Genomic DNA, 22,599 nt, shown 5'->3' on the forward strand with positions numbered 1-22,599 from the left:
CTCGGATCAGCCGTCGTCATCGTCGGCCAGCTGCCACCGGACGTCCGGATCCGGCACCGGGATCGAGCTGATCAACAGTTTGGAGTACGGATGCTGCGGCGCGTCGATCACCCGCCGGGTGTCGCCGCGCTCGACGATGGAACCTTTGTAGAGCACGCAGATCTCGTCGCCGACCTGATAGGCGGTGCTCAGGTCGTGGGTGATGTAGAGGAACGAGATCCCGAGCTCGTCGCGTAGCCGCAGCATGATGTCCAGGATCATCGCACGAAGCGACGCATCCACCATGGACACCGGCTCGTCGGCCACGATCAGCCGCGGCTTGAGCAGGTAGGCCCGGGCCATCATCATCCGTTGTCGCTGCCCGCCGGACAGCTGGTGCGGGTGCTTCTCCAGCACCTCGTCGCCGCGCAGGCCGACCATCTCCAGCGCTTCCTCGATCATCCGCCGCGCCTCGGCCGGGTCCGACGTCAGCCGGAACCGCTTGATCGCCGTGTTGAAGACGTGCTTGATCCGGTAGAACGGGTTGTAGACGCCGAACGGGTCCTGGAAGATCGCCTGCACCTCCCGGCGATATTCCAGTTGCTGCCGCCGGTCCAGCGTCGACAGCTCCCGACCGCGGTAGCGGATCTCGCCGGAGCTCAGTTTGGTGAAGCCGAGCACCGCATCGGCCAGCGTGGTCTTGCCGCTGCCGCTCTCACCGGCGATCGTGGTGATCGCGGCCGGCTCCTCGGACAGGATCAGGCTGACCTGGTCGAGCGCGGTCGTCTCCTCCTTGCCCTTCTTGTAGATCTTGGTCGCGTCGCGGACCTCCAGCAGCGGCTCAGCCATGGGCGACGGCCTCCTCGTGATCATCGACGACGGCGGCGAAGTGGCCCGGCGAGATCTCGGCCATCACCGGCGTCGGCCGGGGGATCCGCAGGTCGGGGGACTGCAGCCCGCTGATCACCAGTGGTTTGCGTTCCCGGATCGACGGGATGGAGGCGATCAGATGCCGGGTGTACGGATGGTGTGGGTTGCGGAACAGCTCCCGGACCGGGCCGATCTCGACGATGTTGCCGGCAAACATCACCGCCAGCCGGTCGACCAGCTGCGCCTGCAGCGCCATGTCGTGACCGATCAAGATCATCGAGCTGTTCAGCCGGGACTTCACCTCGAGCAGGGTCTGCGCCACGGTCCGCTGGACGACCACGTCGAGGGCGCTGGTCGGCTCGTCGGCGATGATCACCGACGGGCTGAGGGCGATCGACATCGCGATGCAGACCCGCTGCTTCATCCCGCCGGACAGCTCGTGCGGGAAGAGGTCGTACACCTTCGCCGGCAGCTTGACCGTTTCCAGCAGTTGCAGGATCCGCGGCTTCAGCACCCGGGTGGACTGCTTGCCCTCGTGGGTCTCGATCGCGTCCCGGAGCTGATCCCGGACCCGCATCACCGGGTTCAGCGAGTTCATCGACCCCTGCGGGATCAGCGAGATCTCGGTCCACCGGCGGCGCCGCAGCTGCTCCTCCGACAGGCTCGCGATGTCCTCGCCGGCGAGCTTGATCGATCCGTCGACGATCCGTCCGGGCGGAGTGGTGAGCCGCAGGATGGCCATCGCCACGGTCGACTTGCCGGACCCGGATTCGCCGACCAGGCCGAGCGTCTCGCCCGGCGCGACGTCGAAGTCGACGCCGTTGACGGCGATCACGTCGCCGCCCTCGGTGCGGTAGTGCACCCGCAGGCCGCTGACCTGCAGTACGGGAGCGGTCATGACGCCAACCTCCCGCGCAGCCGCGGATTGGCCACCTCGTCCAGCCCGACCGCGACCAGGAACAGGCCGATGAAGATGATCATCAGCACCAGCGACGGAGCCCCCCACCACCACCACATCCCGCGCAGGATGGCCGAGCCCTGGATCGCGTTGGACACGGTCATTCCGAGCGTCGGGATCCGCTGCGGGCCGAGGCCGAGGGCCTCCAGCCCGACCGCGGCGAGGATGCCGCCGGAGGCCGCGCCGATGAAGCCGGCCGCGAGGAACGGCAGCAGGTTGGGCAGCATCTCGGCGAACATGATCCGGGGCGTCGACTGCGCGGTCAGCCGGGCCATCCGGACGTAGCCCTGCTCACGCATCGTGAGCACCTGGGCCCGGATCAGCCGGGTCGGCCCGGCCCAGGCGAAGAGGGCCACGATCAACGCCATGGTCGTCACGTCCATCTCCCGCACGTAGGCGGAGATCACGATCAGGATCGCCAGCGACGGAATGGTCAGCGCCGTGTCCGACAGCGTCCTGATCACGACGTCCGCCGGCCCGCCGAGATAGCCGCCGGTGAAGCCGAGGACGACGCCGATCAACATGCTCGAGGTGCCGACGATCAACCCGACCTGCAGCGTCGTCGGGCCGCCGACGACCAGCAGGGCCAGCAGATCGCGGCCGCTGTTCTCGGTGCCGAGTGGATGGTTCGGGCTGCCGCCGGCCCAGACCGGCGGCAGGTTCAGCGGCGAGCTGGCCGCCCGGGCCAGCTCGGTGTCCCAGACCAGGTGGCCGATCAGGGCCACCAGCAGCACGGCGGCGACCATGATCAACCCGGCGATCAGCTTCACGTTCTGCCACGGCGGTCGGGCCTTGGTGCCGGAGTCCGCCGGCAGGTGGGGGAGCACGGTGGGATCCATCGCTACCTCCCCTCGTAGGTGATCCGCGGATCGAGCAGCGGATAGATCAGGTCGATGGCGAGCACGGCGGTGACCGTGGTCAGCACCAGGATGAAGACGATGCCCTGGATCACGGTGAAGTCGGAGTTGCTGATCGCCTGGTAGAGCAGCGCGCCCATCCCCGGATAGCCGAACAGGTATTCGACCAGGATGGTGCCGCCGACGATGCCGCCGAGACCGATCACCAGCGCCGTCACCTGAGGCAGGATGGCGTTACGCACCTCGTAGCTGAACAGCACCTGCAGCGGCCGGATGCCCTTCGCCCGGGCCAGCGTCAGGTAGTCCTCGCCGGCCACGGTGATCATCATCCCGCGCATGCCGAGGGCCCAGAAGCCCATGCTGGCCAGCACGATCGACAGCGCCGGCAGGGTGCCGTGCTGGATCACGCTGTTGATGAACCGGAGGTTGAAGCCGGGTTCCAGCCCGCTGCGATAGCCGCCGGAGACCGGAAACAGCCCGATGGTGAACACGAAGATGTAGATCAACACGATGCCGAGGATGTAGAACGGGATCGCGGTGAAGGTGAGCGAGACCGGCAGCAGCGCCCGGAGCAGCCGCGGCGTCCGCCGCCAGGCCATCAGCGCGCCGATCACCGACCCGATCAGGAAGGACAACACGGTGGCGACGGTGAGCAGGCCCAGGGTCCAGGGCAGCGACCGGCCGATCATGGTGCCGACCTCGGCCGGGAACTGCGACAACGAGTAGCCGAAGTCGAAGGTGATCATGCTCTTCAGGTAGCTGAAATACTGCACGTAGAGCGGATCGTCGAGGCCGAAGCGTTCCCGCCAGGCGGCCACCAGCTTGGCGCTGCCCTCGACGTGGCCGCCCTGGGCCTGCATCCGGGTGATCATGGACTGGACCGGGTCGCCCGGCGCCAGCCGAGGGATGACGAACATGATCGTCGTACTGGCCCAGATGGTGAAGAGGAACACTCCGATCCGGCGCACCAGATAGCCGAGCGTGATTCCCCGCATACGCGTCCTCCCGAGGGATTGTCAGCCGGTCTAGGCGTTCGCGGGCTGCAGGTTGTGGATGATCTTGTGGGCGTTGCCCCACTCCAGGGTCGGCTGCAGGAAGTTGTTCTCCTTGCTCGGCCAGCCGGTCCAGTAGGTGGTGTCGAAGGCGTAGAGCTTGCGGGCGTGGGCGATCGGCAGGAACGGGAGATCCCGCAGCCACAGCTTGGCCGCGGCGACGAACGGGCCGTCGATCGCCGCGTCACCGAGCGGGATGTCGGCGAAGGACAGCACCTGGCGGGTGTAATCCTCGTTCTTCCAGCGGATCCCGTTGCCGGCGGCGGTCTTGCCGATCGGCACCACGTCGGCGGCGTTGTACAGGCTCATCGACAGCCACGGCTCGGTGACCGACCCGCAGGCGCCCCAGTCGGAGATCGCCTCGAACTTGCCGCTGGCGATGTTGTCACCCCAGGTGCCGCTGGCCAGTTTGCGGACCGTCGCGTTGATGCCGATCCGCTGCAGTTGCTCACCGACCACCTGGGCGTAGCGCCAGATCTCGATGTATTCGGTCGGGGCGTCGATCTGCAGCCGCAGTTCCTTGCCGCCCTTGGTGTAGAAGCCGTCGCCGGACCGGGTGTAGCCCTTCGATTCGATCATGGACTTGGCCCGGTCCGGGTCGTGGGTCAAGATCGGGAACTCGTCGAAGAGGCCCTCGGAGTCGAGCAGGTCGACGTACTTCTGCATCGGCGGATAGTCGGGGAAGAAGAACCGGGCCGGCGTCGTGGTGCCCTCGTACGCGATCCGCACCACCTCGTCCCGGTCGATCGCGTAGTTGATCGCCCAGCGCATCTCGCGGTCGTTCCACGGCTCCAGGGCGTTGTTGAACGAGAGCAGCCGGGTGCACGGGTCGGTCCAGGCGAACGGCCGGTCCGGCAGCCAGGTGACCATGTCGGGGTTGCGCGACTTCAGGCTCTCGAACGCGCCGGCGGTGAGGTCGGCGACGCTGTCCAGTTGATGATCACTGGCCCGGGCGACCCGGATCTCCTCGGTCTCGATCGCCGACCACTCCAACCGCTCCGGCTTGGGCAGCGGCTTGAACTCGGCCTTGGCCCCCCACCAGTCGTCCCGCCGGGTGTAGACGAAGCGGGTCGGCTCGGCCGACTCCAGCCGGTAGGGCCCGGTGAAGATCGGCCAGCCCTTCGCCTTGTCGTAGTTCTTGAACTGCAACGGATCCTTGCCCTGCCAGATGTGCTCGGGCACGATCGGGAAGCTGTTGTAGGCCTTGACCGAGAAGTAGTCGAGCAGGAAGCGGGGATTCGGCTTCAGCAAGGTGAATTCGACCACCAGGTCGGAGACCTTCTTGACGCCCTTGACCCACTCCTGCATCGCGGCGGCGTTGGTCATCTCGGCGCCGCCCTTGATCAACAACTCCAGGGTGAACACCACGTCGTCGGCGTCGAACACCTCGCCGTCGGCCCAGGTGATGCCCGGTCGCAGAGTCAGCGTCCAGAGATCCTGGCCGGCGTTCGGCTCGAACTTCTCACCCAGCCAGCCCTCGATCTGTCCGCTCTCGTAGTCGAGGATGAACAGCGGTTCCATGATCGCCTGGTGGAAGCCGGCCCCGGTCCGGAATCCCGGCACGAACGGGTTCCACAGGTCCGGCGACTGGACCCGGCCGCCGTCGTGGTCGAACATCACCGTCCGCGCCCGCTCGCTGTTGCCGTCATCGGGCGTCTCGTTGATCGAGCCCTCGCAGCCGGTGAGCAGCACCCCGCCGGAGCCGGCGGCGACGCCGGTGGCGGCCGCGGCGCGCAGGAAGGAGCGTCGCGATCCGGAGGTCGCGAGGGGTTCGGGGATCGGAGTCGTTCTGCTCATCGGGGCCTACCTCCGTTGGGGCTGCGAGCAAATTGATCTCGGTGCACGTAGCGCTTCGCGGTCCGTGCGGAAGCGTTTACGCAAATCGATAGTGAGTATGCCCGACGCACCCGCCCGTGGCAACGGGATGATCATGAATTCGGTCCCTTCGACAGGCTCAGGGAACGAAACAGACGCCCTTCGACAGGCTCAGGGAACGAACGATCCGCTCAGTCCTTGCGCGGGGGGCCGCCGAACATGATCTCGTCCCAGCTGGGGATGGAGGCCCGCTTCTTCTTGGTCCGCTTCGGCTTGACCGGCTCCGGTGCGGGTTCGGGCTCAGGCTCAGGATCCGGCTCGGCCGCGACCAGCTGCTCCTGCTCGAAGCTCGGCTCGGCCTCGGGGACCTCGGCCCACTCCTCCTCGACCGGCTCGGGCCGGAAGTCGGGCTCGGCGTCGACCTCGGGCTCCGGATCGGGCGCCGGGCGGAGACCGCGGCGGTTGTTGGCGGGCGACGGCTGGTCGGTGGCGGCCGGATGGTCGACCACGATCTCCGGCTCCCAGCCGACCGGACCGTGGCTCTCCTCGCGCAGCCCGGAGTAGACGGCGACGGAGTCCTCGGCATAGCCCTCGCCGCCGAGCATCCCGTACAGGGTCTCCAGGCCGGAGTCGGACTCGGCCTCCTCGAACGCGGCGGCCTGGTGCCGATCCGGGATGCCGCCCTCGGAGTCGCCGATCTCGGTGTCCTCGGACTCGATCGGGGGATCGGGCTCATCGACCTGGACCGCGCGGACCAGGGCGAGCTCGTCGTTGAGGTCGAGGGTCGGCTCGGCCGCCTCGTTCTCGTAGCTGTCCTCGACGGCTCGGACGGGGCGGCGCCGGCCCGGCTGCGGGTCCGTCGCCGGGCTGGCCTCGCCCAGCACCCAGCGGGCCTCCTCGTTGCCGGCGAGTGAGTAGCGGCCGCGCGGATCGAAGTGGAATTCGGCCAGCCGGGCGTTCTCACCGGAGCGGTATTCGGCGGTCACCGCCCAGCGTCCGTCGTCCATCCGGCGAGCGTCCCAGTCGACCTTGTCGGGATCGATGCCGCGGTCGGCCAGGCGTTCGGTCACCGCGAGGCGGAGGTTCTTGTGGCCCGAGGTCTCGCCGCGGCGCCGGACCGAGGAGGCCATCGCCTGACCGGCCATGTGATCTCGTTCCAACAGCACCGGTCCGGCGAATCGTTCGACCCGGTCGGCCGGCATCCCCGAGATCCGGGCGACCTCCTCCAAACTCGCCCCGGCCCGGATCCGTGCCTGAATATCGCGTGGGCTCAGTACGCTCTCCATCTCGATCTCCAGTTGTCCGAGTCGGGGACGATCACCGCGCAACGTCGCACGCAGTCGATCGTCGACCGGAAGCGCAAGCTCCTCTCCAGCATCCGTCGCGACGACAAGGGACTGTCCGTCCTGACTCAGTCCCACCAGTCGCGCCGTGCGCATCGCCTCAGCCGATCCTCCCCGTGGTATTCGTTCGACGTTAACCTACTCCGCCGTCTGGGACCGGCGCGGGAGGCGACGCGAGGACGCACTGATGTCCGGCGATACTTCGACCTCTACCTGAGATTCACCGCGACCCGATGCTGCCCGGCGGGCAGCGGCTCGGGGGCCGTCAGCCACCGGCCATCGGGTCGGAGCCGGCAGGTCCGACCGTCGATCTCGACCTCGTCGGATGACCCCGTCCCGGCCGGCAGGGCCAGCTGCGCGGTGCGGCCCGGCGGCACGTCGACCAGGAGCTCCAGTCGATCATCGGTCCGTTGGTACGAGGCCACGATGGTGCCATCGGGCACCGGCAACCGGACCTCGGCCCGCTCCGGACCACGGTCGGGCTGCGGCCGGATGGTGAACGACCGGTAGCCGGGTTGCAACGGCCGCAGCCCGAACAGGCCCTGCGGCAGCAGGAACGCGGGCGAGGCGCCCCACGGATGGGAGTGGCTCAGGTTGGGCTTGAACTCGACGTCCCAGGCCTCCATCGTCGCGCCGGCGCCGAGGTCGAGCATGTGCCGCCAGCTCCGCCGGCCCGGCGCGGTGATCAGCGGCAGCGCGACCGCACCGGCGGCGTGCTCGAACAGTCCCTCGAGCAGGAACGCCGCCGAGTAGACGCTGCAGGCCATGCCGCGCCCGGCCAGGTCGGCGATCACCCCGGCCACACGGGTCGCCGGGACGGCGCCGGCCCAGAGCGGATACAGCTGGGCGTGGATCGCATGATGATCGATCCTGGTCCCGTCCGGATCGAGCCCGTCGACGTAGCGGCCGGCGTCGGGATCGAACAGGTGCCGGTCGATCGCCGCGGCCAGCCGGTCGGCCGTGCTGTCGTACCGTCCGGCATCGACCTGCTCGCCGACCGCCCGGGCCAGCTCGGCCGCCGCCCGATAGCAGCGGTACGCCAGCGCGTTGATCACCGTGTTGACCTCGCCGAACCGGTAGCCGTCCCGTTCGCTCGGCGGCCAGTCGACCAGATCCCGGTCGAACCCGCCGCGGTCCAGGTCGCCGGCGGCGCCGCCGTCGCTCGGCTTGCGGACGAGCCCGGTCGCCGGGTCGAGCCAACGGGTCGGCAGCAACCCGGCCAGCCGGTGGTACTGCTCCCGGACCTGGCCGAGGTCGCCGGTGGTCCACCACAGATCGTGCACGGCCAGCAGCGCGAACAGCGGCCACTCGGTCGGCCAGGTCCGGTTGGCCAGGGTGAAGTCGACCGAATAGCGGGCCAGCGCCGGATCCCGGTCCAGGGCCAGGTGGGCCCGCTGCTGAAGGTAGGCGTCGGCCTCGTACGGCAGCCGCTCCCGGGTCCAGGAATCCACGTACAGGTTGAGGTTCAGCGCCTCGATCGTGTCGGCCGACAGCTGCCAGACCCGGTCCAGGACGGGATCGGAGGAGGCGAAGGTGGACGCCTCGGTGTCGTACCGGTAGCGCAGGGCAGCAGCCCGGATGCCGCTCAGCTCCGGGGCGCCGTCGAGGTAGCGCAGCTCCAGATAACGGAACACCCGGAGCCCCCAGCTCGCGAGTTCCTGCGGCCCGTCGGTCAGGGTCCAGACGTCGCGGTAGACGTTGCCGGTGGTCAGCCGATACCGGACGGACGGCCGGTCGCCGGCCTCGAGCACCTCGCCGTAGCGCAGCTCGATCCGGTCGCCGGCGGTCGCGACGGCCCGGAGCAGCGCACCACCGGCCCAGGCGCGGCCGAAGTCGATCACCATCCCCGCGGCGTCGTCGACCAGGATCGCGGCCGGCTCGGCCAGGTGTCGCTCGACCGGCGCGAGCGGCGAGGCGACCAGCCGCTCGAACGGAGCCCGCGGCATCGCGGCGGGCCAGCGGTCCGGGAAGTCCGCGGCGTCGAAACCGTGCGGATAGACCCGCGCGTCCAGGTCCTCCACCGGCGCGGCGAACACCTTCGTGCCGATGCTGCCGGCCTCGGGGAAGCAGTCGGTCGCCGACCGGGCCCGCCAGTCCTGGCCGGTGCCGATCGTGATCATGGCCCCGTCGACCGGTTCGATCCGCAGTTCGGCCTGGAACCGATGATCATCCGTGGTGTAGAGCAGGGCACCGATGGCGTTGCGGCCCGGCGTGATCAGACCGGTCACGTCGTAGTGGTCGTAACGGGTCTCGTCGGCGATCGGCCGGGTCGGGCCGACTCCGAGGACAGTGCCGTTGAGGTGCGCGCGGTAGACGTACTGCAGCGAGGGGAGGGTCGAGGAGGCGGTGATCAGCAGGGTCGCGCGGGCGATCGGCCGATCGTCGAGCTCGAAGGTGTGCCGGACGAAACACCAGTCCGGTACGGGATCGCCGGCTGCCCAGATCGGGGTCGAGTCCATGCCCGCCTCAGCCGACCCCCGGCGGCATCGCCCGTTTGTGGACGGTCCGGCGATGGGTGGCGATGATCGTCGCGGCCGCCTTCTCGTCGACGTCGCGGCCTTCGAGGAAGTCGTCGATCTCGTCGTAGCTGACGCCGAGGGCGGCCTCGTCCGGCAGCCCCGGGTTGTTGGTCTCCAGGTCGGCCGTCGGCACCTTGCCGGTGATCTCCGGCGTTGCGCCCAGTCGTTCCCCGAGCGCCCGGACCCGGCGCTTGGACAGCCCGGACAGCGGGGTCAGGTCGCACGCGCCGTCGCCGTGCTTGGTGTAGAAGCCCATCACCGCTTCGGCCGCATGATCGGTGCCGACCACCAGCCCGTTGCGCGCCCCGGCCACCAGATACTGCGCGACCATCCGCTGCCGGGCCTTGACGTTGCCGATGTGGAAGTCCTCGCGTTCACCCAGCCCGGCGTGCCGCGCGGACTCGACCATCGCGTCGGTGGCCGGCTGCACGTCGACCGTCAGCGTCTCGTCGGGCCGGATGAACTCCAGCGCCCGCTGCGCGTCGGCCTCGTCGGCCTGGACGCCGTACGGGAGTCGCATGGCGATGAAGGTCGCCCGGCCGCCCTCGGCCCGGATCCGTTCCACCGCGAGCTGACACAGCCGGCCGGCGGTGCTGGAGTCGACGCCGCCGCTGATGCCGAGCACGTACGACGTCGCGTGGGTGCTCCGGAGCCGGTCGGCGAGGAACTCGGTCCGGCGCTCGAGCTCGCCGTCCGGGTCGAAGGAGGCCGGCACGCCGAGCTCGGCGATGATCAGTTCCTGCAGGTAGCGCTGTTCGTCGTTCATCGGGCTCCCTCGCGGACGGTTCGATCGCTCAGCCTAGGGAACCGGTCTTGCGGCGCGGTCGTAGGGTCGAAACATGACCCTGGCACACAACCTCGGGTCGCTCCGCGCGACTGGCTACGAAGCACGAACCGTCAAGGAAGAACTTCGAGACAATCTGCTGCACCGGCTCAGGTCCAACGAGGAACCGTTTCCCGGCATCGTCGGCTTCGGCGACACGGTGCTGCCCGACCTGGAGACCGCGCTGCTGGCCGGCCACGACCTGGTGCTGCTCGGCGAGCGCGGCCAGGGCAAGACTCGGCTGATGCGCACCGTCGCCGGTCTGCTCGACGAGTGGGTGCCGGTGATCGCCGGCTGCGAGATCAACGACGACCCGCTGCGGCCGGTCTGTGTCCGCTGCCGCCGGCTGGCCGACGAACGTGGCGACGACCTGCCGGTGAGCTGGCTGCACCGCGACGACCGGTACGCCGAGAAGCTGGCGACGCCGGACACCTCGGTCGGTGACCTGATCGGCGACGTCGACCCGGTCAAGGTCGCCGAGGGCCGCACCCTGGGCGATCCGGAGACCGTGCACTACGGCCTGGTGCCGCGCGGCAACCGCGGCATCTTCGGCCTGAACGAGCTGCCCGACCTGGCCGAACGGATCCAGGTGGCGCTGTTCAACGTGCTCGAGGAGCGGGACATCCAGATCCGCGGGTACTCGCTGCGGCTGCCGCTGGACCTGTTCCTGATCGCGACCGCGAACCCGGAGGACTACACCAACCGGGGCCGGATCATCACGCCGTTGAAGGACCGGTTCGGCGCCGAGATCAGGACCCACTACCTGTCCGAGATCACCGACGAGGTGGCGCTGCTCCGGCAGGAGGCCCAGGTGGCGGCCGAGGTCGGTGATCATCTGCTCGAGGTGATCGCGCACCTGACGGCCAACCTGCGCGAGTCGTCGTCGATCGACCAGCGGTCCGGCATCTCGGCCCGGTTTGCGATCGCCGCGGCCGAGTCGGTGGCCGCGGCGGCCCTGCGCCGCTCGGCGCGGCTCGGCGACTCGACGGCGGTGGCCCGGGTCGGTGATCTTGCTCCGGTGGTGCCGACGCTGCTGGGCAAGATCGAGTTCGAGCTGGGGGAGGAGGGCCGGGAACGGGCGCTGCTTGATCATCTGCTCCGGCTGGCGGTGGCGACGACCTTCCGGGATCGGCTGGCCGGTGAGGATCTGTCCGGGTTCACCGCCGTGATCGGCGAGGGCACCTTGATCGAGACCGGTGATCAGACCACCGCCGACCGGCTGCTGGACCAGGTCGGGCCGGTAGCCGGGTTGGCCCGGGTGCTGGACCGGCTGGGCTACCACGACGGCGCCGACCGCGGTCAGGCTGCGGCGGCGGTCGAGTTCGTGCTCGAAGGTCTGCACCTGACCCGGCGGATCGACAAGGACCTGATCGACGGCCGTGCCGTCTACGGTCCGACCGAACCGCGGGGCGGGCTGGAATGAGCAAGTTCCGGTACGGGCCGTGGCGCGGCGGGCCCGATCCGCTGGCGCCGCCGTTCGACCTCCGGGCGGCGATCGACAAGATCGGCGACGACGTGCTCAACGCATCCAGCATCGACGAGGCGATGCGGGAGCTGCTCCGCCAGGGCCTGGACGGAAGGTCGGGGCTGGATCGGCTGGCCGAGCGGCTCCGCCGGCTGCGTGAGCTGGCCCGCCGGCGCGGCGATCTCGGCGGCACCCTTGATCAGGTCCGGGCCGCCCTGGACCAGGCGCTGGCCACCGAGCGGGACGCGCTGGCCCGGTCCGACAGCCCGGACGCCCGGCTGGCCGAGCTGGAGCTGGCCACCCTGCCCGACAACGCCGCCGGCGCGATCCGGGCACTGGCTGACTACCAGTGGACCTCGCCGGAGGCCAAGGAGATCTTCGAGTCGATCACCCAGCAGTTGCGCCGGGAGGTGCTGGACGCCCAGTTCGCGGGGCTGAAACAGGCGATGGAGTCACCGGACCCGGCGGCGATGGCGGCGATCAAGGACATGCTGGCCGACCTGAACGCGCTGCTCGCCGCCCATGCCCGGTCCGAGGACACCACCGAGCGGTTCGCCGACTTCATGGCCAAGCACGGCCAGTTCTTCCCGGAGAACCCGCAGAACGTCGAGGAGTTGATCGACGCCCTGGCCCGGCGCCAGGCAGCGGCGCAACGGATGATGAACTCACTCAGCCCGGAGCAACGTGATCAACTCGGCCAGTTGATCAACCAGGCGCTGGGCGATGCCGATCTCGCCTCGGCGATGGCGCAGCTGTCGGACAACCTGCGCAACCTGCGGCCCGGGCTCGACCGCGAGTCGGCGGTCCGGATGCGCGGCGACCAGCCGATGGGCTACTCGGAGGCGGTCCAGGCGGTGTCGGAGCTGGCCGAGCTCGAGGACCTCGGCTCCCAGCTCGGCCAGGCCTATCCGGGCGCGACCCTGGACGACATCGACGTGGACGCGCTGGAGCGGCACCTCGGCCGGGAGGCCGTGAGCGACCTGGACGGGCTGCGGCAGTTGGAACGGGAGCTGGAGCGGCAGGGCTTCCTGCGCCGCGACGCCGACGGGCTGCGGCTGACCCCGCGGGCGGTTCGCCGGATGGGTCAGACGGCACTGCGCCGGGTGTTCCAGCAGCTGGCCGCTTCCGGACTCGGTGATCACGATGATCACCGGACCGGCGCGGCCGACGAACTGATCGGCTCCACCCGGCCGTGGACGTTCGGCGACGAGCTGCCGATCGACGTACCGCGGACGGTGACCAACGCCTACCTCCGCACGGCCGAACGCGGCCGGCCGACCGGCCCGGGTGACCGACTCCGGTTGGACGTGGCCGACTTCGAGGTGGCCGAGACCGAGCGGCGCACCGCCGCCGCGGTCGCGCTCTGCGTCGACCTGTCGTTCTCGATGCTGCAGGACGGCCGCTGGGCGCCGATGAAGCAGACCGCCCTGGCGCTGAGCCAGCTGATCGAGACCCGGTTCCGGCAGGACGCGCTGCAGGTGATCGGGTTCAACCGGCTGGCCCGGCAGCTGAACGGGGTGGAACTGGCCGAGATCGAGCCGGAATGGATCCAGGGCACGAACCTGCAGCACGCGTTGATGATCGCCGGCCGGCATCTGCGCCGGCATCCGGAGGCGGAGCCGGTGGTGCTGGTGATCACCGACGGCGAACCGACCGCCCATCTCACCGGTGACGGTTCGGCGCGGTTCGCGTACCCGACGACGGCGGAGACGGTCCGGGTCACGGTCGCGGAGGTGGACGAACTGGCCCGCTACGGCGCGGTGATCAACACCTTCATGCTCGGCGACGATCCCGGCCTGGCCCGGTTCGTCGACGCCATCGCCCGTCGCTGCGGCGGCCGCGTCTTCACCCCCGACACCGACCGGCTGGGGGAGTACGTGGTCGCCGACTACCTGAGCGCCCGGCGCGGCCGAAACCGCTAGTCGCGCCGGGAGTCCTGACTCTCGGCCGCGAGCTCGTCCTCGATCGCCGCCAGCTCCGCCTCGTCGTCGTCGACATCCTGGCTCGGATGGAAGTGCTGCTTGTCCACCCACCATTCAAGATCAGGCAGCTCGGTCCGGTCGGCCTCGACGATCTTCAGCGACTTGAGGATCGCCAGCGTCGCCGCCTCGTTGCGTTCCTGCTCGGCATGGGTGTAGACGTTCTTGGCTTCCAAGATCAACGCGATGATGTGGGCGCCGGTGATCAACCAGAGCACGGCCGCGACGGCGATGAACACGCCGCCGAACAGCCGGCCCAGGTCGGTGGTCGGGTAGAGGTCGCCGTACCCGACGGTGAAGAAGGTGACCACCGCCCACCACAGGCCGTCGCCGAAGTCCCGGTCCGGCTCGACCAGGGCGAAGAGGGCGGCGTTGGCCACGAAGACGATCACCATCAGCAACATCACCCAGCGCAGCCGGTTCATGATCCGGCGCACCGCGGCCACCATCGGATGGCCGGGATCCCTGCGTTCGTTCGGCATCGTCGCCCCCTCGGTCGGACTGGCTACTTCAGCTCGTCGGCGACCTCGGAACCCTCGTTGCCGCCGGGGTAGAGCGTAAGCAACGTGTGGGCCAGCTTCTCGCCGTGCGTCACCGCGAACTCGACCTGGTCCAGGGCCTCGTCGGAGAGCGCGAACCGCTCGAACGAGATGTACTTCTCGCCGTCGGAGGTCTTGAACTCGGCGAACTCGACCCGGCCGCGGGTCGGCGTGTCGGTGTTGCCACGCGCCGCGAACGAGCCGTAGCCGGCCTCGTTCCGCGAGTAGGTCACGTCCTGGTAGCGGATGTCCATCACGCCGATCGCGAAGCCCTGCACGTCGCCGGCCGGGATGTTGCGCCATTCGGTGACCTCGGCATTGCTGCCCGGCTCGACCGAGATCCAGGCGTTGTCCTCGAGGTGCACCTCGTACCAGACATAGCCGGTCGAGTCGACCGTGCACTCGATCACGCCCTTGACCATCCGCTTGTTGCCGGGCAGGTCGAGATAGGACAGCCAGTCGCCCGGCTGCATCCGGGTCAGGTCGCTGTTCGGTGACAGGTCGTCCGGACCCATGTACGCGTCGGCCTCGCGGGACGCCTTCAGGTAGTCGGCGCGGCTCTCGGCGCGTTCCTTCTCCACCTTCTGCTTGATGTAGTGCCGCCAGAACAACAGCCCGGCCACAATCGCGATGATGATCAAGATGATCACGAAGATCACGCCCAGCACGTCCACGTCGGTTCTCCCTCGGTCGATTCGACGGCTCGTGCCGTCACAACATCACGGTGATCAGCTGGTTGACGCAGAACCCCAGCATCACCACCATGATCGAATTCACGATCGATCCGGCCAGCCCGGTCGATCCGGCGTCGCTGCTGTCGTGAAGGCTACGCCCGGGGCCGAAGGTGCGCAGCAACAGCCAGATCGGGTAGAGCAGCACGAACGAGCACACCGCCACCAGCACGAACAGCGCGATCCCCATGCCCCAGCCGTCGAGGTCGCCGGCGACCGCCGGGCTGACCGCGAGCGACATGGCCAGCAACAGGCCGCCGGTCTCCAGGCCGGTGCTGGGGCGCCCTTCGATCAGCCGGGCCCGCAGGTTGTAGCGGGTGATCCCCTCGTGGATCCAGAAGCCGGCGAACTGCCAGCCGATGCCGAGACAGTAGAAGACGAACGAGCTGACGATCGTCAGCCAGACGCCGCCCGCGGCGGTCCCGACCAGCGACGAGCCGAGCATCACCCCGATGCCGAGGTAGGCGCCGGCCTCGGCGAAGCCGACCGCGAGGTTGCCCTCCCGCAGCAGTTCGAGGTTGTTCGCCTTCCACAGCACCAGCCGGTCGACGATCGGGCGGCTGAGCAGCAGCACCAGATAGATGTAGAGGCCCTCGGCCATCATCCAGCCGAGGAACTCCCACTGGATGAAGACTCCGGGCTGGTAGGTGTAGTCGGTGATCGAGAACGTGAGCGCGATCGCGTGGGCGGCGACCAGGCTGCCCCGGCTGACCGCGTAGGCCCGGTTGTCACGCCGGGTGATCTCGTCGTTGTCGTCGAAGCGGGTGATCAGGTTGATCGTCAGCCACAGCGCGGCCAGCCAGAACACGAAGATCGCGCCGGCCAGCGCGATCTCGGGCATCCGGGCGGCGTACCCGACGAGATTGTCGAGAACCATCGAGTCTCCTTAGCGGAACGTGGCGACGGTGACCCGGCTGATTCCCGCAGGAACCGGCGGCTCGTAACGTCGCACCGGCTCCTGTGGGGTGTAGGTCGAATCGGCGTTGTCCGGGATCGAGTGCGGTACGAAGAAGCTGAGGTTATCGGTCACGAACCCCGAGCTCTCCCGCACCGCCAATCCGGCCGGATCGCCGTCGATCATCCAGACCCCGAGGACCGGATGCACGCTGCTGTCGCCGTCGGGATCGGGGAACTCCGGCAGCGGCACGAACTCCTGCACCACGAAGCCCTCGTCGCCGTAGTCGCCCGGCACCTCCAGCGTGGCCTCGCCGTCGCGATAGATCACGACGTTGGCGCCTTCCCGGCCGAGCAGCGGCTTGCGGACGTAGTCGGTCAGGCCCGCCGGCTGCTCGCCGTCGAACCAGGTCGGGATCAGGTATTTGGCCTGCTCGGTGCCGGCGTAGAGCTGCCACAGCACGGCCAGTACGCCCTTGTTGCTCCAGAGCATCTTGTACGGCGGCTCGATCCAGATCGTGCCGCCGGTGTAGCTGTCACTCTCGTCCCGCCGGCCGATCGTCTCCATGTCCCGGAAGCAGGGCTCGCCGTACTCCTCGTTGACCATGTATTCCCAGGGATAGAGCTTGAAGATCACGTCGATATGGACGCCGTCGGGATCGTAGAAGCGGCCGTCGTCGCCGAGCTCGATCGTCTCCATGAAGATGCCCTTGGTCGCATAGCCCGCGTCCTCGCAGGCGTCGCGCAGATACCAGGTGTTGAGGACGTCCTCGCCGGACTCCTCTTCGTTGCTGCAGGCGAAATGGACCAGCGGCCGGTGGCCGAGCCGCTGCTCGATCAGGCCGAGGTTGCGGGTCCAGGCCTGGATCAGCCGTTCGAACATGGAGTTCCACTGGTCGGTGCCCTGGCCGGTGTGCTCGAGCCAGTTCCATTGCACCCAAGCGGATTCGAGCAGGCAGGTCGGGGTGTCGGCGTTGAACTCGTACACCTTCGGCACCCGCATCCCCGGGTCCGGATGATCAAGACCGCCGAACCGGAGGTCGTAGCGGCCGTACACACTCTGGCAGGCCGGCTCGTCGTTCCAGGTCTTGATCACCTGCCGCCAGGCGTACTCGGGAATGCCCATCTTGGTCATGATCTCGGGGTGCTCGACGATGTAGTCCCCGGCGGCGATGAACATGTCGAAGATCTCGACCGCGGCCCGCTCGAGCAGCAGCACCTCGTCCAGCGGGATCGAGTAAAAGGCCGATTCCTTCCAGTACTGCATGATCGTGCCGTTGGGCTTCTCGGTCGGCGAATAGACCAGACCGTCGGTCAGGATGATGTTCTGCCAGTCCTGCCGGGGTTTACCGCTGCAGCGTTGCATCAGCCACCGGACTTGCTGCCGCCGCCCCAGCCGCCCTTGTTGCCGGAGTCTCCCGAGCCGCTCTTGCCGAACCCCGAAGTACTCTTCGAACCGTTGGAAACCCGCCCCGACCCTGGCAGCCCGGCGCGCTCGCGGCCCGCCCGGTCGGTGGAGCTGATCCGCTGGCCGCGGCTGCCGTCCAGCCGGGTGCCTGGGCCGTACCCCCCACCGAAGGCGCCGATCAGGAAGAAGAACCCGCCGCCACCGCCGCCCGAGTCGTCGCACTTGCTCTCGTCGACGACCACGTTGTCCTTGTCGACGCAGTAGACGTCCTCCTGGCCGCCCAGGGAGCAGGCGCTGAGGACACCGGTCATGGAGATTCCGACCGCGGCCGCGGTGACTATACGCGGCGCCTTGTTGAAGCCCGACATTCGCCGTGTCACAAGTCGTCCCTTTCCCGTGCCTGGCGGAAGTTGATCATGGGTGCGACCCGCGCGCTCCGTCGCCCGACACGCCGGAATGCTAGCCTGCCGAAGTGTCATCGGTAGGAACCAACCACCGGAGTGTCTCGGGGCGTCACCTGGTCCTGGACCTGTTCGGTTGCGATCCTGGACTGTTGGACAACCCGACCTCCCTACGCAGCCTACTGACCCGGGCCGCGACCGAAGCCGGGGCCCACGTGTTAGAGGTCAGTTCGCACCGCTTCGAGCCGCACGGGGTGACGATGGTGCTGCTGCTGGCGGAGTCTCATCTGGCCATCCACACCTGGCCGGAGGAGCGGTTCGCGGCGATGGACATCTTCACCTGCGGCGACACGATGCGGCCCGAGGCGGCTGCCGAGATCGTCGCCGAGGGGCTGCGGGCGGAGAGCTACGCGCCGACGACGATCGCCCGGGGCGGCGAGCGGTGAGCCTTTTGGGCACGGTGCACGAGTCGGACGGGCGGACGTGGTTCACCGAGGTCGAGCTGCCGCACGGCCGGCGGGGCCTGAAGATCAACATCGAGGTCGCCGAGGTGCTGGTCGACGAGCGCTCCGAGTGGGGACTGCTGCAGGTCTTCGATACGCCCTTCTTCGGCCGGCTGCTGGCGATCGACGGGATCGTCCAGGTGACCGAGAGCGACGAGTTCATCTATCACGAGCTGATGGTCACCCTGCCCGGCGTGCAGCACGGCGCGCCCAGCTCGGTGTTGATCACCGGCGGCGGTGACGGTGGTGCGCTGCGCCAGGCGCTTCGCTTCGGTGGCTTGGCATCCGTGACCCAGGTCGAGATCGACGAGGCGGTGTCACGGGTCTGCCGCCGCTACCTGCCGTCGGTCAGCTCGGGGGCGTTCGAGGATCCGCGGACGCGGCTGGTGTGGCAGGACGCGTACGCCTTCGTGGCGGAGACCGACCAGCGGTTCGACGTGATCGTGCTGGACCTGACCGATCCGGTCGAGGGCAGCCCGGCGGAGCGGCTCTTCGACGCCGATTTCCTGAAGCTGGTCGCGGGGCGGCTGACGCCGGACGGGATCGTGATGACGCAGTGCGGGTCGTTGATCTTCCAGCCGGACGAGGTCCGGCAACAGGTCGAACGGCTGAGCCGGGTCTTTCCCCACGTCCGGCTGCACCAGGCCGTCGTGCCGTCCTATCAGCTGACCAGCTTCGGCTTCGTGATGGCCTCGGCCGCGGAGCTCGACCGGCTGGATCGGGCGGAGTTCGAGGCGCGGTTGGGTGGTGTCACGGGGGAGTCCGGCTATCTCGACTACGACAGCTATCGGGCGTCGATGACGCTGCCGCCGTACCTGCGCCGGCAACTGCTCGGTCCGGCATGACCGCCGTGTCCTGGTCCGAGGCCGCGGGCGACTGGCTCGAGCGGAACGAGCTCGCCGGCCCGGTGCTGCTCGTCGACGCCGACCGGGCTGCCGAACGGGCCCGGAAGCTGCGGGCCGAGCTGCCCGGCGTCGGGCTGTACTACGCCTACAAGTGCTTCGGCCACGGGTCGGTGGTCCGGGCCCTGGATCCGTGGCTGGCCGGGTACACCGTGGCCAGCGCCCAGGAGTGCCGCGAGTTGGTGACGGCCGGCATCGAGCCGGGGCGGCTGCTGTTCGCGAACCCGGTGAAGATTCCCGATCACATCGCGTACGCGGAGCGGCTCGGCGTGCTCGGTTACGCATTCCAGTCCCGCGACGAGGTGGACAAGTTGGCCCGGCTGGCGCCCGGGGCTCAAGTGCAGTGCCGAGTCCGGGTGCCCGACGATCTCAACGTCGACGGCCAGCGGATGTCGGCGAAATTCGGCGCGGATCCGGCGGCGGTTCCTGAGCTGGTGGCCTACGCGCAAGCTGTGGGTCTGCAGCCGTTCGGCCTGACCTTCCACGTCGGCTCGCAGAGCAGCGTGCCGAAGCTGTGGACCGAAGCGATCCGGATCTGTTCGACCTTGATCGACGACCTGCGCTCGGCCGGCATCCCCCTCACCACGCTGGATCTCGGCGGCGGCCTGCCGGTCGACTATGCCGAGGCCGGCGACGCCGCGCTGGAATCGGTCACAGCCGAGATCCGGGCGGCCCTGGATGATCACCTTCCGGCCGGAGTCGACGCCATCGCGGAGCCCGGCCGTGCCCTGGTGGCCGACAGCGCGGTGATCTTGACCAACGTGATCGGCAGGGAGACCCGCGACGACGAGGAGTGGCTCTATCTGGACACCGGTGTCTTCCAGTCCCTGCTGGAGACCCTCGAATTCGGCCGGCTGCTGCAGCGGATCGAACCCATTGCCCCGACCACGGAACCCCTGACCCGCTTCACCGTCGCCGGCCCGACCTGCGACGGCGACGACGTGCTCAGCCACGACGTACGGTTGCCGGCGGGCACCCGCACCGGCGACCGCCTGATGATCACCGGAGCCGGCGCCTACACCCTGGCCTACGCCTCCGACTTCAACGGCATCCCCCGCCCGACCGTGATCGACCTCGAGACCCACAAGGCGGTCTGAGCCGTCCGAGCGGGTCGGTGATCCGCGGGGCCTGGATCAGCCGGCGGGCTCTTCCTCGTCGGCATCGTCGATTTCGTCGGGATGGTGGGTGGCGGTGAAGTCGTTGATCATGGTGTCCCAGATCGTGCGGGCATACTCGCTCTTGCCCAGGGACAGGGTGCCGGCCGGGTTGATGAGAAAGTGCCAGCCGTGTGGGCTGCGCCAGAGCTGGGTGCCGACTTCGGGCGTGCGGACCTGCCAGCCGCCGTGGGTCTTGAGGCGGTGGCCTGTTCGGCCGAGCCGGATCACCTTCTTGATCGAGGTCTGACCCGGCGGACCGTCTGGGGGTGGCCGGTAGGGGACGGCATGATCGTGATCGATCCGACGGGACGTGTTGGTGCCGTAGGGAAAGGCCTCCGCGGGGGTGATCATCCGCAAAGCGTCCTTGATCCGGTCCGAGGTCTGGTAGCCGTCGACTGCGGGCGTATTCGCGGGGTCGATGACGGGGGTGATGGTGACGTGTTTGCCGCGGATCCAGTGTTGGAACTGTTCGGCGGTGATCGGTCCAACGTCTTCGACCCGGACTACGCCGGAGTCGTTGAGGATCGTGTCGCGGTCGACGTGCAGGTAGATCACGGTCTTGGGTAGCAGGTCACGCGGCGTGATCCGGTAGCGGTTCAGGATCGCTTGCAGGTCGGCGGCGTAGTCGACCGGATGATAGGGCTCGATCTCGGCCGGATGCAGATCAGCTTCGGTGATCACCACCTCCTCGTCGTGTTCGTTCCCTGAGGTTGGGGACGGCCGGTTCGGATGATCATCCGGACCGGGTGCTGGCCACGGTCCGGTTTGCCCTTCGACAGGCTCAGGGAGCGAGGTCGGTCGTCCGGGTCGGTCGAGGTGTTCGTTCCCTGAGCTTGTCGAAGGGCAGGCCGGATGATCACCGGAAGCCGGGCGTGACTGGTCTGGCGTTTCGGCGGGCTCGGGCAACGGATCGCCGGATGTCTCCTCGGTGAGCCGGATCTGGGTTTCGTGATCTACGGCGTGAGTGGTGGGTTCGGCTGCGTCGGTGACGTTGCGACCCTCGTACTGGGCGAGGAGGGCGATGGTGCGCAGGGGGTTGGCGATGATGCCGATGGCTTTGGATCGGCGGAGGTCGAGTGGGGTGGTGTCGCCGTTCAACTTCAGGATCTGGGCGATCCGGTCGCAGAGAGCGGTGAACATGATCACGTCGCCGGCCTCGGCTCGGGCGATCAGGGTCTTGATCCCGCAGTCGGTGGTCCGGCCCGTCCGGACGAAGCGTTGGGCCTGGTAGAACCTGGCGCGGGCTTCGGCGTCGGCCGGGTCGGCCTCGATGATCTTGGCCTCGAGCAGCGCGAACAGCCGCGGTGCGGGCAGCGAGGACAGGTAGGGTGCGATCGCCGCGTCGACATACCGAGCCGCCTCCAGTGACAGGATTCGGGTCTTGTCGGCAACCCGGCGGCAGACCCAGATCGGGACTTCATAGCGGCCGATCCGAGCCCAGGTCTGCGGGAAGCGGTGTCGCAGATCGAGCGCGTCGGCAATCAGCCTCGTCCCGACATAGGTCGACACACCGGCGACGGCGGCGAACTCGCCGACGCAGAATTCACCGATCGCCGGGGTACCGTCGCCGCCGATCGTCCGGGCGCGTTCTCGGCCCGGCCGGGCGGTCGTGTTTCGGGCGAGCGCGTCGCCGGAGTGCAGATCGGCCCAATGAGCCGCGATCTGCAGCTGGTTGGACTCGGCCCGGGTTTCGAGCGCGAACGCGCCTTTCAGGAACTCCAACGCCTGATCGGAATCGAGCTCGGGAAGATCGACGACGACCCCGTCGCCATCGATCAGTTCAGCCCCCGATTCCATACCCACAACGCTATCCGCCACCACTGACACTCCAGGACGACCGCGGTTCCGGTTCAGCCGGATCCCACCGATGATCTTGAACTCGGGTAGTGCCTATCGCATCCGCGAACGGGTTCGAGGCCGAATTCGGCGATCTGAACTGCGCGTGACTTGATATTGAGCAGAACCCATAGGGCCTGCCCCTTCGACAGGCTCAGCCTGGGATCCACCGATGATCTTGGAACTGTCGTGTTGCATCCCCTGTTCGGGCGGAGCTGCCGCATGTTCGTTCCCTGAGCCTGTCGAAGCATGTCTGAGCCTGTCGAAGGGGGCAAGCCAGGACCGTGCGCCTCTCCTGGGAGTTTCGGCCTGTCGGACGGAAAGACGCACCAAGGACTCCGCGAGTGGTCACTTTGGGCGCGGATCCTCGCCTGGACCTGCCCAAACTGTCCACTCGACGCAGGCCGGCAGCGATCTCGGTTGCGGATCGGCGCCGACTGCGCCGAGTGTGACCTTATCCACGCGAGTTGGACGAATTCAGGTGGAAAAGTGCACTCTCGACGCAAGCTCGGCCACGCACCGTGCCGACTCAACGTCCGCAGCGGAACGCGAGCGGGCGGACCGGAGC

General features: G+C 68.5%; 19 protein-coding genes. 5 read left to right on the forward strand and 14 right to left on the reverse strand.

Annotated features, from left to right (window positions below; translation table 11 throughout):
• Positions 1–6: 6 nt before the first annotated feature.
• The 8 genes from FNH24_RS14370 to nadE all read right to left on the reverse strand — a co-directional run bounded on the left by FNH24_RS14370 (position 7) and on the right by nadE (position 10,159).
• A complete protein-coding gene (locus FNH24_RS14370; protein ID WP_152362881.1) occupies positions 7–828 on the reverse strand; it encodes an ABC transporter ATP-binding protein in 822 nt (273 codons plus the stop codon).
• Positions 821–1,747 (reverse strand): ABC transporter ATP-binding protein, encoded by a 927-nt coding sequence (locus FNH24_RS14375; RefSeq protein WP_152362882.1) that lies wholly within the window; start codon positions 1,745–1,747, stop codon positions 821–823. The genes FNH24_RS14370 and FNH24_RS14375 overlap by 8 nt, the downstream gene beginning before the upstream one ends.
• The gene (locus FNH24_RS14380; RefSeq protein WP_152362883.1) at positions 1,744–2,646 is read right to left on the reverse strand and encodes an ABC transporter permease; all 903 of its coding nucleotides are present in this window, start codon (positions 2,644–2,646) and stop codon (positions 1,744–1,746) included. Before FNH24_RS14380 ends, FNH24_RS14375 begins: the two co-directional genes overlap by 4 nt.
• A gap of 2 nt (positions 2,647–2,648) precedes the next feature.
• On the reverse strand, positions 2,649–3,659 hold the full coding sequence (locus FNH24_RS14385; RefSeq protein ID WP_152362884.1) for an ABC transporter permease: 1,011 nt from the start codon (positions 3,657–3,659) through the stop codon (positions 2,649–2,651).
• A gap of 30 nt (positions 3,660–3,689) precedes the next feature.
• Positions 3,690–5,513, reverse strand: a complete 1,824-nt coding sequence (locus FNH24_RS14390) for an ABC transporter substrate-binding protein (protein WP_152362885.1) — start codon at positions 5,511–5,513, stop codon at positions 3,690–3,692.
• Positions 5,514–5,722: 209 nt separating this feature from the next.
• Positions 5,723–6,970 carry a septation protein SepH gene (sepH, locus tag FNH24_RS14395; protein ID WP_152362886.1) on the reverse strand — a complete coding sequence of 416 codons (1,248 nt, stop codon included), beginning with the start codon at positions 6,968–6,970 and terminating at the stop codon, positions 5,723–5,725.
• 113 nt (positions 6,971–7,083) lie between these two features.
• Positions 7,084–9,333 (reverse strand): family 78 glycoside hydrolase catalytic domain, encoded by a 2,250-nt coding sequence (locus tag FNH24_RS14400; protein ID WP_152362887.1) that lies wholly within the window; start codon positions 9,331–9,333, stop codon positions 7,084–7,086.
• Positions 9,334–9,340: 7 nt separating this feature from the next.
• Positions 9,341–10,159 (reverse strand): ammonia-dependent NAD(+) synthetase, encoded by an 819-nt coding sequence (nadE, locus tag FNH24_RS14405; RefSeq protein ID WP_152362888.1) that lies wholly within the window; start codon positions 10,157–10,159, stop codon positions 9,341–9,343.
• Between the two features lie 73 nt (positions 10,160–10,232).
• Between nadE and FNH24_RS14410 the strand changes: the two genes are divergently transcribed.
• Both FNH24_RS14410 and FNH24_RS14415 read left to right on the forward strand, forming a co-directional pair.
• Positions 10,233–11,639, forward strand: coding sequence for a magnesium chelatase ATPase subunit I (locus FNH24_RS14410; protein ID WP_152362889.1), 1,407 nt, complete (start codon positions 10,233–10,235; stop codon positions 11,637–11,639).
• Positions 11,636–13,603 carry a vWA domain-containing protein gene (locus FNH24_RS14415; protein ID WP_152362890.1) on the forward strand — a complete coding sequence of 656 codons (1,968 nt, stop codon included), beginning with the start codon at positions 11,636–11,638 and terminating at the stop codon, positions 13,601–13,603. Before FNH24_RS14410 ends, FNH24_RS14415 begins: the two co-directional genes overlap by 4 nt.
• Here FNH24_RS14415 and FNH24_RS14420 read toward each other — a convergent pair.
• The 5 genes from FNH24_RS14420 to FNH24_RS14440 are packed head-to-tail and all read right to left on the reverse strand — an operon-like array spanning position 13,600 to position 17,543.
• Complete coding sequence (locus FNH24_RS14420) at positions 13,600–14,142, reverse strand: potassium channel family protein (protein WP_217428225.1); 543 nt, start codon at positions 14,140–14,142, stop codon at positions 13,600–13,602. The two genes, FNH24_RS14415 and FNH24_RS14420, sit on opposite strands and share 4 nt — an antisense overlap.
• A gap of 23 nt (positions 14,143–14,165) precedes the next feature.
• Entirely contained in the window at positions 14,166–14,873 is a 708-nt protein-coding gene (locus FNH24_RS14425; RefSeq protein ID WP_152362891.1) for a DUF4178 domain-containing protein, read from the reverse strand.
• Between the two features lie 37 nt (positions 14,874–14,910).
• Complete coding sequence (locus FNH24_RS14430; protein ID WP_152362892.1) at positions 14,911–15,807, reverse strand: DUF350 domain-containing protein; 897 nt, start codon at positions 15,805–15,807, stop codon at positions 14,911–14,913.
• A gap of 9 nt (positions 15,808–15,816) precedes the next feature.
• Positions 15,817–17,190: a glutathionylspermidine synthase family protein gene (locus FNH24_RS14435; protein WP_152362893.1), complete on the reverse strand. Its 1,374-nt coding sequence runs from the start codon at positions 17,188–17,190 to the stop codon at positions 15,817–15,819.
• On the reverse strand, positions 17,190–17,543 hold the full coding sequence (locus FNH24_RS14440; RefSeq protein ID WP_152362894.1) for a hypothetical protein: 354 nt from the start codon (positions 17,541–17,543) through the stop codon (positions 17,190–17,192). Before FNH24_RS14440 ends, FNH24_RS14435 begins: the two co-directional genes overlap by 1 nt.
• Positions 17,544–17,704: 161 nt before the next feature.
• Here FNH24_RS14440 and speD point away from each other — a divergent pair, with 161 nt between their 5' ends.
• The 3 genes from speD to FNH24_RS14450 are packed head-to-tail and all read left to right on the forward strand — an operon-like array spanning position 17,705 to position 20,135.
• A complete protein-coding gene (gene speD, locus FNH24_RS31460) occupies positions 17,705–18,079 on the forward strand; it encodes an adenosylmethionine decarboxylase (protein ID WP_161606135.1) in 375 nt (124 codons plus the stop codon).
• The gene (gene speE, locus FNH24_RS14445; RefSeq protein ID WP_161606136.1) at positions 18,076–18,981 is read left to right on the forward strand and encodes a polyamine aminopropyltransferase; all 906 of its coding nucleotides are present in this window, start codon (positions 18,076–18,078) and stop codon (positions 18,979–18,981) included. The genes speD and speE overlap by 4 nt, the downstream gene beginning before the upstream one ends.
• Positions 18,978–20,135 (forward strand): type III PLP-dependent enzyme, encoded by a 1,158-nt coding sequence (locus FNH24_RS14450; protein WP_152362896.1) that lies wholly within the window; start codon positions 18,978–18,980, stop codon positions 20,133–20,135. The genes speE and FNH24_RS14450 overlap by 4 nt, the downstream gene beginning before the upstream one ends.
• Before the next feature lie 36 nt (positions 20,136–20,171).
• Here FNH24_RS14450 and FNH24_RS14455 read toward each other — a convergent pair whose 3' ends face one another.
• Entirely contained in the window at positions 20,172–21,992 is a 1,821-nt protein-coding gene (locus FNH24_RS14455; protein WP_152362897.1) for a hypothetical protein, read from the reverse strand.
• Positions 21,993–22,599 lie beyond the last annotated feature (607 nt).

Origin of the sequence: Microlunatus speluncae (assembly GCF_009299835.1) — a bacterium.
Classification (GTDB): Bacteria; Actinomycetota; Actinomycetes; order Propionibacteriales; family Propionibacteriaceae; genus Microlunatus; species Microlunatus speluncae.